Here is a 15922-nt window from a genome sequence, read left to right as displayed (position 1 = left end):
GACCCCGATGAAACAAACACGCTGCCTCAGCCTGCTGTCAGTGGGTGCGATAGCGCTGCTGTCGACATCTACATGGGCTCAGACTTCTTCCGAGCGCCCCCCTGGGCTGCCTCAGCTGACCGTGATCGCCGATCACGGGGGCGAGCCGGCCCGACCTTACTACGTGGCGATCAAGGGGGCCGGGATCGGTGAGGAGGAAGGCTACTCACCGCAGCTGGGTGGCGAGGCGCGTCCTGCCCGGCCCTTTGGAGAACAGGACATGCTGCCGCTCGAGAGCGAGCAGTTGACGCCTGGCACCGTGACGCCGCGTCAGCTGGACCTGCCAGGCGGGTTCACGCCCGTCTTTTTGGTTGGTGATGACGACTTATCTCGTCAGTGGCTTGCCCAGCGCGGCGACATCCTGCGCGAGATGAACGCGGTGGGGCTGGTGGTGCAGGTAGCCGATGAGCCGTCCCTACAGGCTCTGCGCGATGCAGCCCAGGGGCTCGAGCTTCGCCCCGTTTCCGGTGATGGACTAGCCGAGCGACTTGGCCTTCGACATTACCCCGCGCTGATCAGCCAGCGGGGTATTGAACAATGAGCGGGGAACAACCGGTGACGTCACCACTGCCCGACAAGCATTCACTGATGGCGTCAGTCGATCGATGCTTTCGACGCTACAAGCGCAGCACCACGCGACGGGAGAAAGCAGTCGAGCTGATGTGGTCGCACGTGATGAAGCTCATGGCGAGTTGGTTGGCCGAATACAATGCGACTCGACTGATCCGGCGTGAAGTGACAAGGCGTGGTGAGACCGACCACATCCTCCTGGGGTTGTGGAAGATCCGGCACACGACGTCGGGAGAGACACATACCTATCGGCTCGATCTGGCGAGTGGCCGCTGGCGACGGGACCGAAATCTGGATCGCTGGCCAGAGCTGAAACTGTTGCCTGTTACAGCAGAAGGGGGGCTGGCTTTCACCTGGGAAAGTCTCATCGGGGACGCCTTCGATGAAGTCTTCCGTCAAGCGTCGAAGGCACTTCGGTTGCCGACGTCCGCGTACGACTATCTCCATGGCGAGCTGGTGATTCGTTGGGATCGCCGTGATCTATCGAAGGCGTGTTCGATACTCGCCAACGATCAGTCGTTGGAGCAGCAAATACTGTCGGATGTCCGTTACCCCATGGAAGTTGATGGTTGTGTGACCTGCCATACGGATTGGAATGATCGCAGAGCGACTGCTGTCGACGTCGGATCTAGAGAGGAGTGGCAGCCGAGAGGGGCCGAACACTGCCATGAATGCGCCGAGAACGAGAAACGCAAGGCAGATTACGAACGCACGGTGATGCAACGGTTGGCCACGGTAAAAGCGCAGTTTGGCGACCTTCGGGCCTTGAACCTGGGCGAAGGGCGCTCCTATGCCCAGCTCAAGACGCTGGGTGGTTATCGCGTCAAGGCGTTGATGACCGCCCTGTGGCACGACGCACTGGATCGACCTGCGGTCTCCCTGGCGTCACGCATCGAGGGGACACGCGCGTGTCTTTACCTGAGGGAGGTGCTGCGGGTTCAGGCCAATATCGACGCGGTGGAACGTATCGCCAGCGAAAGACCGCAATGGTTGCCCATGCTGTCCAGGATTCATCCCCGTCACTGGGAACGCTCCGACTTGTTCTCGCGCAAGCTCTGGGTCCGTCAGGGGGGATCGGCGGCGCCCGTCGATCGGCGATCGCTTCGTTGCGATCGGCGGCTTTGTAGCCTGGAACGGCCGGCGAGCTTTCGTTTCCTCAACGATTCCTCCCAAGTTTGCGTGGCCATGATTCTACTGGGATGGGCGAAGCTGACGGAGCATTTCGGCAGCGCCCATGGCCACATCGATAAATGGATCATCTTCTTGCAGGCGCTTGCGCCGTCTACCGACCGTCGTCCCGCCGCCCGAATGCTCGCCATCAGGGCGGGATTGATATTGATGCAGCACTGCCTTGCACGATGTGACGCGTCACTCGCGCTCGACAAGCTGAAGCAGCCAGCGGTCATGCGCCTGGGGCGCGCCTGGGTCGCCGAGCGGCTAACGGTCTGGCGGGATCAGGGGTATCGCGAATTGATGCGATCCAAGGCGAAGGGCGAGGCCAGTCTCCAGCAGGCCAGCGATTGGTGCCTGTCCCACGACTGTCGTTACCCGGACCACAACATGAACTGGACTGCCATCGAGCGGCATTCCCATACCTGGCATGAGCACGTGCAGGCGGAAGCACGCAGACGGCGAGAGGATCAGCAGCGTGATGGGTTGGGTGATGGGGCGCTATCGCAAGACCTCACCTGGTCGTCACCCATCGACGCCATTCAGACGGATCGTTTCGTGGCGACGCCGCTAACCGATAGCGAAGCGCTGCGTATCGAGGGTGACGTGATGCACCACTGTGTCAGCGTCTATGACGAGAACTGCCATCATGGCGGCTATCTCGTTTTCTCGATCGTACCCACTGCCGCTGACGCTGAAAAAGCGGACCGCGCCACGCTGGGCGTTTATCTCGGGGCAGGCGGTTTTCAGCTCAACCAGCTCTACAGCTATTGCAATACACACGTGTCCAGTGCTGCTCGAGCTTTCGCCGAGCACGTTATCGCGGCACTCAATCAGTCCCTGGTGGAGCGAGCCGCATGAGCAGCAATCACCCCCTCGAATCCCTCCTGCGACCCGCCGTCGAGCTTTACACCGTCTGGATCTGCGCCGGCTGCGTCGTCCTGTGTATCTGGGCACCCTGGTCGCTGGCACTGGCGCCCAGTGTTGGCATCACCACGGCAGCGGGCTTTGCCGCCTTCGGCGCCTGGCGATTCCGTCAGGCATGGGTCGTGTTGCGCTATCGCCGTAACATGCGTCGCCTGCCGCGCTTCGCGTTGCCGGCGCGCAAGGTGCCCTTGAGCCGGCGGAGTTTGTGGCTGGGCAAGGGCTTCAAATGGGATGCCCAGCACACCCAGCGGCTGCACGAAGCGGCCCAGCCCGCCGCCAAGGGGTATGTTCAGCCGAGCCCCTGGTATCAGCGCGCCCGTCGTCTCGAGCAGTCGATGGAGGGCGGAGCAGTCGGCCAACATATCGCCGCGCTGCTGCGTTGGGACTCGATGTTCAATCCGGTCCGGCCGCTACCACCGGTCGGCGGGCGGCCGGCGCTGCATGCCGTCGAGTGGCGAGAGCACGATGTCTGGATGCCGCTCGGTGAGCGGGTGGGGCATACCCTGGTGGAGGGAACGACCCGCGTGGGCAAGACGCGTCTGGCCGAGATTCTGATCACCCAGGACATCCGGCGCGGCGACATCACGATCTGCTTCGATCCCAAGGGGGACGCGGATCTGATGATGCGCATGTACGCCGAGGCCCAGAAGGCTGGACGGGGTGACGAGTTCTACATCTTCCATCTGGGCTGGCCGGACGTCTCGTGCCGTTACAACGCCGTGGGGCGCTTTTCGCGCCTATCCGAAGTATCGACCCGCGTAACCGGCCAGCTCTCCGGCGAGGGCAATTCTGCCGCGTTTCGCCAGTTCGCCTGGCGTTTCGTCAACATCGTGGCTCGCGCCCGGCATGCCCTGGGTGAGCGGCCGAGCTACGGCCAGATCCTGGCCGATGTGGTGAACATCGATGCGCCCTTGATGCAGTACGTCCAGCAGATGCTGGAGCAGCAGCTTCCAGGGTCGAACCAAAAGATCACCGACATCGAGGGGAAGATCAACGACAAGAACACGCCGCGTAACCTGCAGGGTCGCCACAAGCGGGTGGTCGCGATCGTTCAGTACCTGCAACAGCCGGACGTTATCGAGTCGCTGAGCGATCCCGTGCTCGATGGACTGCTCTCCGCCGTGCGCTATGACAAGACCTACTTCGATAAGATCGTGGCATCGCTTCTGCCGCTGCTCGAGAAGCTGACCAGTGGCAAGATCGCCGAGCTGCTCTCGCCGGACTACGACGACATCGAGGACGAGCGTCCGGTCATCGATTGGCAGCAGATCATTCGCAAGAAGGGAGTGGTCTACGTCGGGCTCGACGCGCTGAGTGATTTTGAGGTCGCTCAGGCGGTGGGCAATTCGATGTTCGCCGACATCGTGTCGGTCGCCGGTCACATCTACAAATTCGGGTCCGAGGATGGCCTGCCCGGGGAGGGTGGGAGCCAGAAGCTGCCGATCAACCTGCACTGCGACGAGTTCAACGAGCTGATGGGCGACGAGTTCATCCCGTTGATCAACAAAGGCGGCGGCGCCGGCATCCAGGTGACCGCCTATACCCAGACGCTCTCGGACATCGAAGCGCGGATCGGCTCCACGGCGAAGGCCGGCCAGGTGGTGGGTAACTTCAACAACCTGATCATGTTGAGGGTGCGCGAGGAGCGCACCGCGCGGTTGCTGACCGACCAGCTGGCCAAGGTGAACGTCTCGACCCGGCTGATGGTGTCGATGGCCAGTGACAACGCCGACGTGAACAGCGACCAGGACTTCAGCTCCTCGGCAGGCGACCGCATCGGCACCGAGTCCGTGGAGATGCTGACGCCCAACGATGTCATCAATCTCCCCAAGGGGCAGGCCTTCGCGCTGCTCGAGGGCGGCCAGCTCTGGAAGATCCGCATGCCGCTACCGTTGCCGGACAAGACCGAGGACGTGCCGAAGGACGTGGCTGACATCGCGGGTCGCATGCGCGCCAAATACGCCACGGGCGATCAGTGGTGGACGGGCGTCATGCCGCCGCCGATTCATATGGACTTCAGCAATCCGCCGAGTCTGCATGAGCCGGTCGAGCGTGATGCCGTCGTGGTGGATGGCGGAGCCGGGGAGGTGAGTCATGGCGAGGGATGAGGCACCGGCGCACCGCGCCGAGAAAAAGCGCAGCGGCCTGGTCGGTACGTTGCTCAAGCTGCCGTTCACGCTCATGGCCATCGTCGTGGTGTCGATCTTCTGCTCGATCGTGATCGAGTGGATTGGTATCTACTTCGATTGGTTCAGTCAGACGGGATCCGATCATGCCTATCAGACGATGGTGTCCGAGATGGGGTATCTGGACAGCCAATTCACCCGCTCTCTATTGGTGTCGGCACCGGTCGAATTTGCCAACCGTATCGTGGATACCTGCTATCAGTGGCTGTTCGTGAAGTCGGGCGTTGCCGCCTGGGCCGAATCGGGTAGCGACTCGGAAGGGTGGCTTGGTGTGGTCAAGACCTACTTGCAGGCGGGCATGTACGTCACTCTGATGACGCTCACACGCTGCGTCATCCTGATTCTGACCTCTCCACTGTTTGTGCTGGCTGCGCTGGTCGGATTCACCGACGGTCTGGTGAGTCGCGATCTGCGTCGCTTCGGTGCGGGGCGTGAGTCGGCGTTCATCTATCACCATGCCAAGCGCATGGTGACACCGATTTTCCTGACCGGCTGGCTGGTTTATCTATCGCTGCCGTTTTCGATCCACCCGAACCTGTTTCTGCTGCCCTGTGCGCTGCTGTTCGGAATGATGATCGCCATTGCCACATCAAGCTTCAAGAAGTACCTCTGAGCGACCTCGTAATGGATTTTACCCGGCTTCGCCACAGCGAGCCGGGTTTCTAAAAACCTATCAAGAATACCCCGCTGTTTCGCTTAACGTTTCCGGCTGATCCCCGGGTGAGTTGCCTCGACCATGAGGTCATGTCGTCACCACTCACGACGGGACTCAACCATGACGGTGCGCCAACGTTTTTCTTCCTTTCCTTTGGTCTCGAGCCTTGCACTTGCACTTGCACTTGCACTTGCACTGGCCAGCGGCCTGTCGCCGTCTGCCCATGCCGGTGACATCGACGAGATCCAGCGCCGCGACCTGGACCTGATTCAGACCCAGATCGAGCAGATCAAGGTCGTGGTCGATCGCATCGACGCCAGACAGCAGAACGCCGACCCCGAATCCACTCGGGTGTACTTCGACATCCCACGTCTACGCAATGACCTGCACTCCATTACCAGCGGTATCGATGCCTATCTCGCGCCGGATCGTCTGCTGCCGCGTCAGCCTCGGCCGCTCGACGGCGACTATCTCGACGATCGGGGGCAGTAATGGCCGTTTCGACCAGTACCGCCTTCGAGGCCGGCGCGGGCGCAAGCCCCGATACCGTTTACCTGCTGATCGCCAGTGTCGGCTGTGCGCTCGCTGTGTTGTGGCTTACCTGGCTGACCATTAGCGCCTGGCGCGGCTGGACGGGTGGCCGCTTCGGCGAGTGGGTCATGTCTTGGAGCTTTATACGGGGTGTGATGGTCGTGGTGATTCTTTTCTGGCTGCTTCTGCGCTAGCGGGTGCAGCAGAACGCCCCAGTCGGGGCAGCGCCGTCCGCCCACGCCATGGCGGTCGGTTGGTAATCCAACCAGCAAGTGACCCAAGGAGAACCGAGCAATGAAATCCATCATGAATCTTTTCCACCGCGTTCGAGGCGCGCTCAACACATCCGCAGCCGCTCTCATGGCACTGCCCTCGGTCGCCATGGCCGCACTGCCTCAGCAGGAAAGCATCACCGAGGGGGCCGACGGTGATCTCTTCGGAACCATCCAGGGCGTTGGGCAGGAGGGCTTCAGCCTTGGTTTCATCGCGCTCGCGGCATTCGCGATCCTCGTCTATATCGTCGGCCTCATCTGGGCCTTCAACGAGTCCAAGAAACGCGGCGAGTGGAGTGTCCTCGGCGCCGTGCTTGGTTTCGGTGTTCTCATGATCGTGGTCGTCATCTGGCTGGCGAACTACGGCGATCCGATCATGGGCGGCTGAGGGAGACGTCGGGCCATGACCATCGAGTTCATTCCCTCTCGCCTGAACGCCACGCCCGTGGTCTTTCGCGGCATGACCGGCAAGGAGCTGGTCATCTGCGCCGCGTCGGGTCTGGTGTTCTTCATCCCTGTCGGGATCGTCGGCTGGGCCATCGTGGGCATGGGGGCCATGGTTCCGACCTGCATGTTCCTGGGCGCGGCTCTGTTTCTGTGGTTCGGCGGCACCTTCATGCGCCGCCTGAGACGGGGGCGCCCCACCTCCTGGGTCTACCGCCGCATCCAGTGGCAGCTGGAAAAGATGGGCATCCCGGTGCCCGGGGGCAGCGAGCTGATCCAGAAATCGATTCGTTGGCGAATTCGCCGCGATCCGGTGCGACGTCCGGTGGTCAGAAAACCCCGTCGTCGCCAGCGTCATCAGGGGATCCATCATGAGTCGTAAGCGCCATGCCTTGTCGGCGCGCGACGCGCACATCACGTCGCTGCGCGCCGCGATCGGCATTCTCGTCTTGATCTGCGCGGGGCTTTTCTGGGGCTGGAAGACCGCGCCGGATCGATTGACGGTCTATACCCCGCCCGACTTGCGCACGGGCAGCACGCGTGAGTGGTGGAAAGTCCCCGAGCCCAACATCTACACCTTCGCGGTTTACGTCTGGCAGACCCTCAACCGCTGGCCCGCCAATGGCGAAGCCGACTATCGACGCAATATCGACGCCTACGGCACCTTTTTGACGCCGGCGTGCAAGAACTATCTCCAGAACGAATACGAGCAGCGCCGCTCTCGCGGTGAATTGAAAGGGCGCGTGAGGGGCATCTACGAGATTCCCGGTCGTGGGTTCCAGAACGAGTCGCCCAACGGCCCGGGTGGCGTGCGTGTGATCGATCGCGATCACTGGATCGCCACGCTCGACATGGGGGTCAGCGAATCCTATGCCGGCACCTCCGTCAGGGACGCCTACGTCCGCTATCCGGTCTACGTCAGTCGCGTGGACAACGATCCCGACAGTAATCCCTGGGGCCTGCAGATCGGTTCCAGTGAAGGCTGCTTTGCCGGCGTGCCTCAGCGACTGGGCTATGCCGACGACGACAGCGATGAAGACTCTTCCAGCGAGGTGGCCCAGCCATGAATCCAATCTCGATCCTCCGCCACGGTCTCGTCCTGGTGGCGCTTCTCGTGGCGAGCCAGGCGCAGGCCGTCGAGATCCTGCACTGGGACCGCAAGCCACTGCCCGTCGACCTGCCCGTCGGTAGCGAGCGCGTTATCGTGCTGGATCGCAACGTGCGCGTCGGACTGCCCCGGGAGATCGCTGATGCCGAGACGCTGCGGGTGCAGAGTGCCGGCGGCGCGATCTATCTCAAGGCGAACAAGCCTTTCGACACGCAGCGCGTTCGCATTCAGGACGTCGAAACCAACGAGGTCGTTCTGTTCGACCTCACGGCCAGAGAAAACGGGGCGAGCGACGAGGAAATTCAGGTGGTGTTCCCGGATGGCGAATCCGCCGATGCCAACAGCAGTGCCTCTGACGCCACTTCGTCCTCCGAGAAAACCGATCGGCAATCCAGTGATGCATCGCAGGGTCACACCCCCGTCCCGGTCGTGCTGACTCGCTACGCGGCACAGTCTCTCTACGCGCCGACCCGCACCATCGAGCCTGTTCGTGGCATCAATCGCGTGGCCATGCGACTGCCCGAGCGCATGCCATCGCTATTGCCAGCGCTGCCGGTGACGGCTACGCCAATCGCTGCGTGGAAACTCGACGGCTGGGTGGTCACGGCGGTGCGGCTTTCCAATCGCGACCCTTCGCGCGCCTTCGAACTCGATCCACGCTGGCTGCAGGGCGATCTCTATAGCGCCACCTTCATGCATCCGACGCTCGGCCAGCGCGGTAGCGTTCGTGATACCACGACCGCCTTCATCGTGACGCGTGGCCAGCCCCTGGCGCAGGCATTACCGCTCTACGGTTCATCCGACGGCGGGGACTCCGCCTCCTTCGAGGATGGCATTCGGGTAGGAGGTGACTCATGAAACTGCAGGGCAACGGCCTGTTGAAGGTGCTCGTGCCGCTGTTTCTGGCACTGGCATTGGCCATCGTCGTGATGTGGCCAGGTTCGGACTCGGATCAACAGTCAGCACAGCAAGGTTCTCTCGACAAGAAGGATCCTTCGCTGACGTTGAGTCAGGACGAGCTCAAGGCCCTGGGGATCGAGGGGGACACGCCGGAGGACACGGTGGCCACCCTGGTGGGGCAGACGCGGTTGATGCGCGATCAAATGAACAGAATTCTCGATGCCAACGACAAGCTGCGTGAGCAGAACCAGGAGCTGGCCGAGCGCAACGACAATGTAGACGGACGCATCCGCAGTGCCCTGCGCGATCAGCAGCAGGATTTCACGCAAGAGCGTCGCCAGAACCAGCGTGAGAATCAAAGCCTGCTCAACAATCTTCAGGGCCAGATCCGCAACCTGAAGGAGGGTTTCACCGGCGACGCTGACGAGAGCGGCGATGACGACATGCCGATCGGTCTCGGTCTCGAGGGCGGCGGCGGTCCCACCGGTAGCTACAGCGCCGGAGGCAATCTGGCGTGGGTCGAGCCAATGGATCAGCGTCAAGAGACCGGGCGCAATGGCTCGCGACGAGCCGAGGGGCCGGCTTTCCCCACCTCGTTCAAGGCGGCGGCGAGCGATGTGGGTGATGCGGCGTCGCGGGCCAACAGCGCGATCAAGGCCAGCGCGACCGGCCAGCCGGACGAGGCCACGGTGGAGCCGGTCTATACCATCCCCGAGAACTCGACCCTGATGGGCTCTCTGGCCATGACGGCGTTGTTGGGACGGGTACCTGTCGACGGCACGGTCAACGACCCGTATCCGTTCAAGGTGATGATCGGCAAGGACAACCTCACGGCCAACGGCATCGAACTGCCCGAGGTCCGGGCTGCCGTCGCCAGTGGCACCGCCACTGGTGACTGGACCCTCTCCTGTGTGCGCGGAAACATCACCAGTCTCACCTTCGTCTTCGAGGACGGCACGATCCGCACGGTGCCATCGCCAGAAGACGTCAATCAGGGCGGTGGCGGCAACGATAACCGCAGCAACCAGAACCAGACCATCGGTGGAGGCGATTCCATCGGCTGGATCAGCGATCAGGCGGGCCTTCCCTGCATCAGCGGCATGCGCCGCAGCAACGCCCAGCAGTATCTCGGCACCCAGGGGCTTTTGACGGCCGCCGGCGCCGGCGCGGCGACGATGCTCTCGGATGATGACTCGACGTCGATTACTTCATTCGGCAGCGACGGTTCCATTTCTCAGGCCATGAGCGGCAACCAGGCCGTGGGGCAGATCCTCAGCCAAGGCGTCAACGACATGAGCGAGTGGGTCAACAAGCTCTACGGCGAGGCGTTCGCGGCGGTCTACGTGCCGCCGGGGCAGAACGTGGCCATCCACATCAACAAGCAGCTGCCGATCGATTACGAGACCGAAGGGAGGAAGGTGCGCTATGACACGTCAACCGCAACCACAGTCGGGCTCGACTGAATATCGCGCGGCGACGCGCATCGCGATCGCCGCACTGGGTTTGATCAGTCTCGCGATGCTCTCGGGCTGTGCGACCTCGAAGGACGAACTGATGCCGACCAACGGCATGACCATGCAGGAACTTTGGGAGCAGGGTTCCACGGCCGGGGGCGACAGCCAGCGGACCGGCAGCCCCGGCCAGCGTGCGGTGGACGCGGCTCGCGGCGCGCTGCGTCGTCCGATTGGAGACGGCGAGATGCGAGCCGAGCAGACGCGATACACGCGGGAGGCGGCCAACGAGATCTATAGCCAGTTCTCGCGTTTACCCAATCCCGACCTGGTGATGTTCGTCTATCCCCACCTCGCCGGTGGTGAGTCGGTGCCGGTACCGGGCTACTCCACGGTCTTTCCGCTCTACAACAAGCCGCAGTACGCCATGCCCGGGGAGGGCGCGCGACCGGCAGGGAGGACGCGCTGATGTCGCTCAATGCGCTCATGAACCGCTGGTTCGGCCATGCCGACCAGCGCGAGGAGGACGCCGCTAATCAAGAGGAGGGCACCTCTCGTGGTGGGCGGCCGACATCGGTGCCGCGCGGCAAGCCGATCACCGAACGCGATGTCGACAAGCTCTACGAGCGCGCCCCATCGTTTGCCAACTATTTGCCATTCATCGAGTACCTACCGGCATCGCAGAGTTTTCTGATGGACGACTGTCGCTCGGTGGGGATCGTGGCCGAGATCGTGCCGCTGGCCACCGAGGGGCGCTCCGAGGAGTGGCTGACCGCCAAGCGTGACCTGATCGAGGGGGCGTTTCAGGACGCGCTCCCGCAGCACGACAACTCTCCCTGGGTGGCTCAGATCTACGCGCAGGATGAGGTCGACTACCGCGACATCATGGAGCGTCTGAAAGCCTATATCGACTGTCCAGATCCGGAGTCGACCCGGGCCTCCAGCGGGCTGCTGGAGACGGCCTACACCCAGGAGTGGCTGGGGCAGTTCGAGCGCCACCTCAAGTCCATCTCCCAGGAGGGGGGCGTTTTTCACGATGACGTGGTGACGCAGACGCAGTGGAAGGGTCAGACCCGGCGCACACGATTGGTGCTGTATCGCCGTCTCAACAAGCAGGCACAGTCCGGCCGCGGTCAGCCGCTGACGCCCGAGGAAGAGGCCAACATGGTCTATGACCGACTGGCGTCGGCGCTCGAGGGTGTGGGCCTCACACTGCGGCGTTACGACGGACGCGACTTCCATCGCTGGATGGTGGTCTGGCTCAATCCGCGACCGGCCATGTCTCCCGAGGATCCGCAGGCGTTCTATGACCTGGTGGAGTACCCGGGCGACGACAATTTGCCCTATGACTATGACCTGGGCGGCGACGTGCTCTTCAACGCCCCCGAGTCCGACGCCGACAAGGGCCTGTGGTATTTCGACGGTCTGCCGCACCGCTGCCTGGTGGTTGATGAGCTGCGCCGACGTCCGGACATTGGTCACATCACCGGCGAGGTCAAGCGTCAGGGTAGCAAATCCAAGGTCTCGAACGCGTTGATGGACGTGCTCCCCGAGGGAACCGTGATGGTGTTGACCATTGTCGCGTCACCGCAAGAGCCGCTCGAGGATCATATCAATCGGCTCAAGGACAAGGCTCACGGGGATAGCGTGCTCGCGGTCAGCGTGCGTCGGGACTGCGAGAAGGCCAAGGAGTTCATGGCCGAGCGCCATTACCTGTATCAGTCGTCGCTGGTGTTTTACGTGCGTGGCGAGGACGAGACGGATCTGCGACAGAAGTGTCAGGCACTGAGCACCAAGCTGTATCAGTCGAGCCTGAAACCGGTGGAGCCGGAAGACGAGATCGCTTCGCTCAATACCTATCTGCGCTGGATGCCGATGGCGTTCGATCCTGACAAGGACGCGCGCAACCGCTGGTACACGGCCTACAACTACGTCCAGCACTTGGCCAATCTGAGCCCGTTCTTCGGACGGGCTCGAGGCACCGGTCGTCCGGGACTGACGATGTTCAATCGTGGCGGCGAAACGCTCTCCTTCGACCCCTTCCATCTGGCCGATCGCGAGAAGAACGCCCACGCCTTCATCAGTGGACCGACGGGGGCGGGCAAGTCGGCATCGCTGACGGCAATGTGTGCCCAGCTCATGGCGGTGCGTCGGCCACGTCTGTTCATTCTAGAGGTCGGTAACAGCTTTGGGCTGCTCGCCGACTACTTCGAGCGCAACGGCCTGAGCGTCAACAAGGTCAAACTGTCGCCGGGTTCCGGGGTGTCACTGGCGCCGTTTCTGGAAGCCCACCGGTTGCTCGAGGACGAACACGCCCGCCGTCGCGCTGCCGAGGATGCCGAAGCGCGTGCACGAGGGGAGAGCGTCGACGACGCGCTGCCCGCACCGATCGAGGATGACGACGAGGAGGAGGATCTCGACGAGGACAAGCGTGATCTACTCGGCGAAATGGAGATCACCGCACGGTTGATGATCACCGGTGGTGAGGAAGAAGAGGAGCGGCGCTTCCGGCGTGCCGATCGACGCATGGTGCGCGATGCCATTATGCGTGCCGCACGATTGACCTTCGAGGAGGCACGCCCCTGCAAGACCGAGGACGTGCGGGAGGCCTTCTTCGCGATCTCCCGGGATCCTGACGTTCACGAGGAGACCCAGCGCCGCGCCAACGAGATGGGCATGAATATCGGCCTGTTCTGCGATGGATTCGATGGCGAGGTGTTCAACTCGACCGGCGATCCCTGGCCGGAGTGTGACGTCACACTGGTCGATCTCGCGACCTATGCCCGCGAGGGCTATGGCGCGCAGTTAGCACTGTCGGTCATCTCGATCACCAACATGATCACCAACCTGGCCGAGCGGACCCAGTACGACGGTCGTCATATCGTGCAGATCATCGACGAAAGTCACGTCGTAACGGTCAATCCGCTGCTGAGCCCGTTCTTCGTCAAGGTGGGCAAGATGGGCCGTAAGCTCATGTACTGGCTCTGGTTCGCCACCCAGAACGTGGAAGATTTCCCGGACGCCGCCGAGAAGCTGCTCAACATGATCGAATTCTGGATCTGTCTGGTGATGCCGCCCGACGAGGTGCAGAAGATCAAGCGCTTCAAGTCGCTGTCGCCGGCGCAGGAGGAGTTGCTGCTCTCGGCATCGAAGATCTCCAAGAAGTACACCGAGGGCGTGGTGCTCGCCTCGGCGGTGGAATCGCTGTTTCGCGTCGTGCAGCCAAGCCTCTATCTCGCGCTCTCGGGTACCGAGGGGGACGAGAAGAAGGCACGCCGCAGCATCATGCTCGAGAAGCGTTGTTCCGAGCTGGAAGCGGCCATTCATATCGCGAAGGAGATGGACGCCAAGCGTGGCTTCATCGACGAAGCCGCGTTCGAGTCCGGCGGTCTGGCTCAGCGGGACGAGGATGTGGCGGTATGAGTCAGAATGGCATCAACGAAGTGATGAGTCTCGTCGGCGTGGTCGTGGCAGGGCTACTGGCCCTCGGGATTATTGGGGCCATTCTGGCTGTCCTGTCCGGCCGGCGTGGTCGTTCACTCCCCTATATTCCCCAGGCTTCACTGAATACCCCAACCGAGCAGGCTTTCTACGCCGCTGTTCATCGGGCCGCCGGCTCGACAGCGTTGATTGCCTGCAAGGTTCGGATCGCCGACGTGCTGCAGGTGCGCTTTCGCAAGCGCCATGGCCGCGATCAGCGGTGGTGGCGCTACTTCCGGCTGATCAGTTCGAAGCATGTCGATCTCGTGGTGTGCGAGCCACGCGGTAGGCGAATTCTCGCCGCGATCGAGCTCGATGACCGCAGTCATCGCCGTCGCGATCGTAAGCGGCGTGACCGTTTCGTTGACGACGCCTTCGCGTCGGCGGGCGTGCCGCTGTTGCGTTTTCCGGCCAGCGGTCGCTATGACGCGCGGGAGATTCAGGAGCGTCTGATGCCTTACCTCACGACCCCGAAAGAAGGATCGGTTACATGCAACAACTCCAGATCGACGACGCGGTGAGCACGATGAACCTCGACGCGAGAGCGCGCACGCTGCATCTACTCCCGGCCCTGCAGGTCGATCCCTTCGATGGTGTCGCGCTCGAGGACATCACCCTGTCGGTATCGGCGAGCTGGCTCGACATGCCCGTCATTCCTGCGACGGGCTGGACACTTCGTCAGCCGTATCCCAATCGACTGTATTTCGTCGGTGGATCCGACGACTGCCATCTGGGTCACTTCATCACGCTGCCAGAGGGGCAGCAGGCCGGTGAAGTGACTTTCCACTGGACTGTGGACGTCTCGGCGTTGCCGCCCGGTCACTTCCAGATCACGCACCGGCTCGACCTGGTGTTCGAGGAGGGGAGTGGAAACACCTGGTCGATGGATATCGCCAACTGGTGGGCGCAGAGCGAGTTTGCCACTGAGGAACACGCCGCGCCCGAGATCGGGCGTAACCGGTTTTCTCGTCTCAAGCGGCAGGGCTTTTCGCCAAGCCGGCGTGCCCACGTCAGCGAAGCATTGCGGGATGGCTGTCGCTACCTGGATATCCACGAGTCACTCGAACTGCCGGCGATCACCCTGGGGGATTGCTGGACCATCGATACCTACGGCGGAGACACCGTCCATGAATGCCTGGAGGCACTGCGATGAAAGCTCCCAACCTGCTTTACGCTGTCGGACTGACCCTGATGATGCCCGTATCAGCGCAGGCCACCGGTATTCCGGTGCCTGATGTGCCGAACACGACGCCTCCCGCTGCGCTGCAAGACCTGGCAATCAACGGCCAGCCCGTGACGACGGACTCCATTCGGCGGGTCGAGCTGGAGGGACCAATCTACGAGGTGCGGCTGCGAAACGGTGACACGTTCTACAGCGACGCTCAGGGACGTCACATGGTCGTGGGGAGCCTTTACGACAACGGCCCCGACGGGCTCATCAACGTCACCGAGCAGCATGACCGTCAGGAGCGGCTGGACCAGCTCAATGCCATTCCAGAGGGGGGCACGGTGGATTATCCCGCCAAGGGCGAGGAGATCGGACGCATCACCGTCTTCACCGATACGACCTGTCCCTACTGCCAGAAGCTGCATCAAGAGATCGATCAGCTGACACAAGCCGGCATCACGGTGCGCTACGTGCCGTTTCCTCGTGCCGGCAGCCACTCTCCGGCGGCCAATCAACTGGCTCAGGTACTTTGTTCAGAGTCTCCCACTGATGCCATGACCCGTGCATTTCATGACAAAGCTCTCGCGTCCAGACCGTCGAAGAGTTGCCAGTCAGCCGTTGATGACGGTTTTTCGCTGGGACAGCAGTTCGGGGTGCAAGGGACACCCTCCATCGTGCTCCCCAATGGCGAGATGGGAGAGGGCTACGTGCCCGCGCGACAGTTGATTCAGGCGATCGGGAGATCCAGCTCATGAATCCGATGCGACAGCGACAGATATTCATCGACGCCATGCAGTTTGCGATCAATGACGACGAACCGGCCACGTTCCTGCGGTTATGGCTTGAGGGGGATTGGGAGTCTCTTCAGCGCGAATGGCCGAGCTACCGTGTTCCCGAAGAGCTGAAACGTCACACTCATCCTGAACCCTGACTCAATCATTCCGCGTCGGGAAACATGCTGCACGCGTTTAACGTTTTCCGACGATTCACCTCCTCCCAGATGTCAGCCTCTGAACAATAC

At 62.3% G+C, this 15922-nt stretch carries 17 protein-coding genes; all 17 read left to right on the top strand.

Features of this window, described 5'->3' with window-relative positions:
• Positions 1-7: 7 nt before the first annotated feature.
• Positions 8-580 (top strand): integrating conjugative element protein, encoded by a 573-nt coding sequence (locus tag Q0931_RS09600; protein ID WP_299259657.1) that lies wholly within the window; start codon positions 8-10, stop codon positions 578-580.
• A gap of 14 nt (positions 581-594) precedes the next feature.
• Complete coding sequence (locus Q0931_RS09595; RefSeq protein ID WP_299259655.1) at positions 595-2640, top strand: PcfJ domain-containing protein; 2046 nt, start codon at positions 595-597, stop codon at positions 2638-2640.
• Positions 2637-4814: a type IV conjugative transfer system coupling protein TraD gene (gene traD / locus Q0931_RS09590; protein ID WP_299259653.1), complete on the top strand. Its 2178-nt coding sequence runs from the start codon at positions 2637-2639 to the stop codon at positions 4812-4814. Before Q0931_RS09595 ends, traD begins: the two co-directional genes overlap by 4 nt.
• On the top strand, positions 4801-5505 hold the full coding sequence (locus tag Q0931_RS09585; RefSeq protein ID WP_299259651.1) for a TIGR03747 family integrating conjugative element membrane protein: 705 nt from the start codon (positions 4801-4803) through the stop codon (positions 5503-5505). Before traD ends, Q0931_RS09585 begins: the two co-directional genes overlap by 14 nt.
• A 162-nt stretch (positions 5506-5667) precedes the next feature.
• On the top strand, positions 5668-6039 hold the full coding sequence (locus tag Q0931_RS09580) for an RAQPRD family integrative conjugative element protein (protein ID WP_299259649.1): 372 nt from the start codon (positions 5668-5670) through the stop codon (positions 6037-6039).
• Complete coding sequence (locus Q0931_RS09575) at positions 6039-6272, top strand: TIGR03758 family integrating conjugative element protein (protein ID WP_035474326.1); 234 nt, start codon at positions 6039-6041, stop codon at positions 6270-6272. The genes Q0931_RS09580 and Q0931_RS09575 overlap by 1 nt, the downstream gene beginning before the upstream one ends.
• Before the next feature lie 100 nt (positions 6273-6372).
• Entirely contained in the window at positions 6373-6738 is a 366-nt protein-coding gene (locus Q0931_RS09570; RefSeq protein ID WP_035474328.1) for a DUF2976 domain-containing protein, read from the top strand.
• Positions 6739-6753: 15 nt separating this feature from the next.
• Positions 6754-7176: a TIGR03750 family conjugal transfer protein gene (locus tag Q0931_RS09565; protein WP_299259644.1), complete on the top strand. Its 423-nt coding sequence runs from the start codon at positions 6754-6756 to the stop codon at positions 7174-7176.
• Positions 7166-7861, top strand: a complete 696-nt coding sequence (locus tag Q0931_RS09560) for a PFL_4703 family integrating conjugative element protein (RefSeq protein ID WP_035474330.1) — start codon at positions 7166-7168, stop codon at positions 7859-7861. The genes Q0931_RS09565 and Q0931_RS09560 overlap by 11 nt, the downstream gene beginning before the upstream one ends.
• Complete coding sequence (locus Q0931_RS09555; RefSeq protein ID WP_299259640.1) at positions 7858-8760, top strand: TIGR03749 family integrating conjugative element protein; 903 nt, start codon at positions 7858-7860, stop codon at positions 8758-8760. Before Q0931_RS09560 ends, Q0931_RS09555 begins: the two co-directional genes overlap by 4 nt.
• A gap of 2 nt (positions 8761-8762) precedes the next feature.
• Positions 8763-10265: a TIGR03752 family integrating conjugative element protein gene (locus Q0931_RS09550; RefSeq protein WP_299259930.1), complete on the top strand. Its 1503-nt coding sequence runs from the start codon at positions 8763-8765 to the stop codon at positions 10263-10265.
• Positions 10228-10722: a TIGR03751 family conjugal transfer lipoprotein gene (locus Q0931_RS09545; protein ID WP_299259638.1), complete on the top strand. Its 495-nt coding sequence runs from the start codon at positions 10228-10230 to the stop codon at positions 10720-10722. The genes Q0931_RS09550 and Q0931_RS09545 overlap by 38 nt, the downstream gene beginning before the upstream one ends.
• Positions 10722-13676: a conjugative transfer ATPase gene (locus Q0931_RS09540; RefSeq protein WP_299259636.1), complete on the top strand. Its 2955-nt coding sequence runs from the start codon at positions 10722-10724 to the stop codon at positions 13674-13676. The genes Q0931_RS09545 and Q0931_RS09540 overlap by 1 nt, the downstream gene beginning before the upstream one ends.
• A complete protein-coding gene (locus Q0931_RS09535; protein WP_299259634.1) occupies positions 13673-14254 on the top strand; it encodes a DUF2726 domain-containing protein in 582 nt (193 codons plus the stop codon). The genes Q0931_RS09540 and Q0931_RS09535 overlap by 4 nt, the downstream gene beginning before the upstream one ends.
• The gene (locus Q0931_RS09530) at positions 14224-14886 is read left to right on the top strand and encodes a hypothetical protein (RefSeq protein WP_299259632.1); all 663 of its coding nucleotides are present in this window, start codon (positions 14224-14226) and stop codon (positions 14884-14886) included. Before Q0931_RS09535 ends, Q0931_RS09530 begins: the two co-directional genes overlap by 31 nt.
• Positions 14883-15656, top strand: coding sequence for a DsbC family protein (locus Q0931_RS09525; protein WP_299259630.1), 774 nt, complete (start codon positions 14883-14885; stop codon positions 15654-15656). Before Q0931_RS09530 ends, Q0931_RS09525 begins: the two co-directional genes overlap by 4 nt.
• Positions 15653-15832: a hypothetical protein gene (locus Q0931_RS09520; protein ID WP_299259629.1), complete on the top strand. Its 180-nt coding sequence runs from the start codon at positions 15653-15655 to the stop codon at positions 15830-15832. The genes Q0931_RS09525 and Q0931_RS09520 overlap by 4 nt, the downstream gene beginning before the upstream one ends.
• The last annotated feature ends 90 nt before the right edge of the window (positions 15833-15922 follow it).

The organism is uncultured Kushneria sp., from assembly GCF_947497025.1.
In the GTDB taxonomy this organism is placed as follows: domain Bacteria; phylum Pseudomonadota; class Gammaproteobacteria; order Pseudomonadales; family Halomonadaceae; genus Kushneria.
The sequence above is the reverse complement of the archived record's forward strand: the minus strand, read 5'-3'. Positions and strand labels throughout refer to the sequence as shown.

Coding starts and splice junctions, on each gene's coding strand:
- traD (WP_299259653.1), top strand. CDS start 2,637: ATGAGCAGCAATCACCCCCTCGAATCCCTCCTGCGACCCGCCGTCGAG.
- Q0931_RS09570 (WP_035474328.1), top strand. CDS start 6,373: ATGAAATCCATCATGAATCTTTTCCACCGCGTTCGAGGCGCGCTCAAC.
- Q0931_RS09555 (WP_299259640.1), top strand. CDS start 7,858: ATGAATCCAATCTCGATCCTCCGCCACGGTCTCGTCCTGGTGGCGCTT.
- Q0931_RS09580 (WP_299259649.1), top strand. CDS start 5,668: ATGACGGTGCGCCAACGTTTTTCTTCCTTTCCTTTGGTCTCGAGCCTT.
- Q0931_RS09545 (WP_299259638.1), top strand. CDS start 10,228: ATGACACGTCAACCGCAACCACAGTCGGGCTCGACTGAATATCGCGCG.
- Q0931_RS09585 (WP_299259651.1), top strand. CDS start 4,801: ATGGCGAGGGATGAGGCACCGGCGCACCGCGCCGAGAAAAAGCGCAGC.
- Q0931_RS09540 (WP_299259636.1), top strand. CDS start 10,722: ATGTCGCTCAATGCGCTCATGAACCGCTGGTTCGGCCATGCCGACCAG.
- Q0931_RS09575 (WP_035474326.1), top strand. CDS start 6,039: ATGGCCGTTTCGACCAGTACCGCCTTCGAGGCCGGCGCGGGCGCAAGC.
- Q0931_RS09565 (WP_299259644.1), top strand. CDS start 6,754: ATGACCATCGAGTTCATTCCCTCTCGCCTGAACGCCACGCCCGTGGTC.
- Q0931_RS09600 (WP_299259657.1), top strand. CDS start 8: ATGAAACAAACACGCTGCCTCAGCCTGCTGTCAGTGGGTGCGATAGCG.
- Q0931_RS09530 (WP_299259632.1), top strand. CDS start 14,224: ATGCAACAACTCCAGATCGACGACGCGGTGAGCACGATGAACCTCGAC.
- Q0931_RS09560 (WP_035474330.1), top strand. CDS start 7,166: ATGAGTCGTAAGCGCCATGCCTTGTCGGCGCGCGACGCGCACATCACG.
- Q0931_RS09520 (WP_299259629.1), top strand. CDS start 15,653: ATGAATCCGATGCGACAGCGACAGATATTCATCGACGCCATGCAGTTT.
- Q0931_RS09535 (WP_299259634.1), top strand. CDS start 13,673: ATGAGTCAGAATGGCATCAACGAAGTGATGAGTCTCGTCGGCGTGGTC.
- Q0931_RS09525 (WP_299259630.1), top strand. CDS start 14,883: ATGAAAGCTCCCAACCTGCTTTACGCTGTCGGACTGACCCTGATGATG.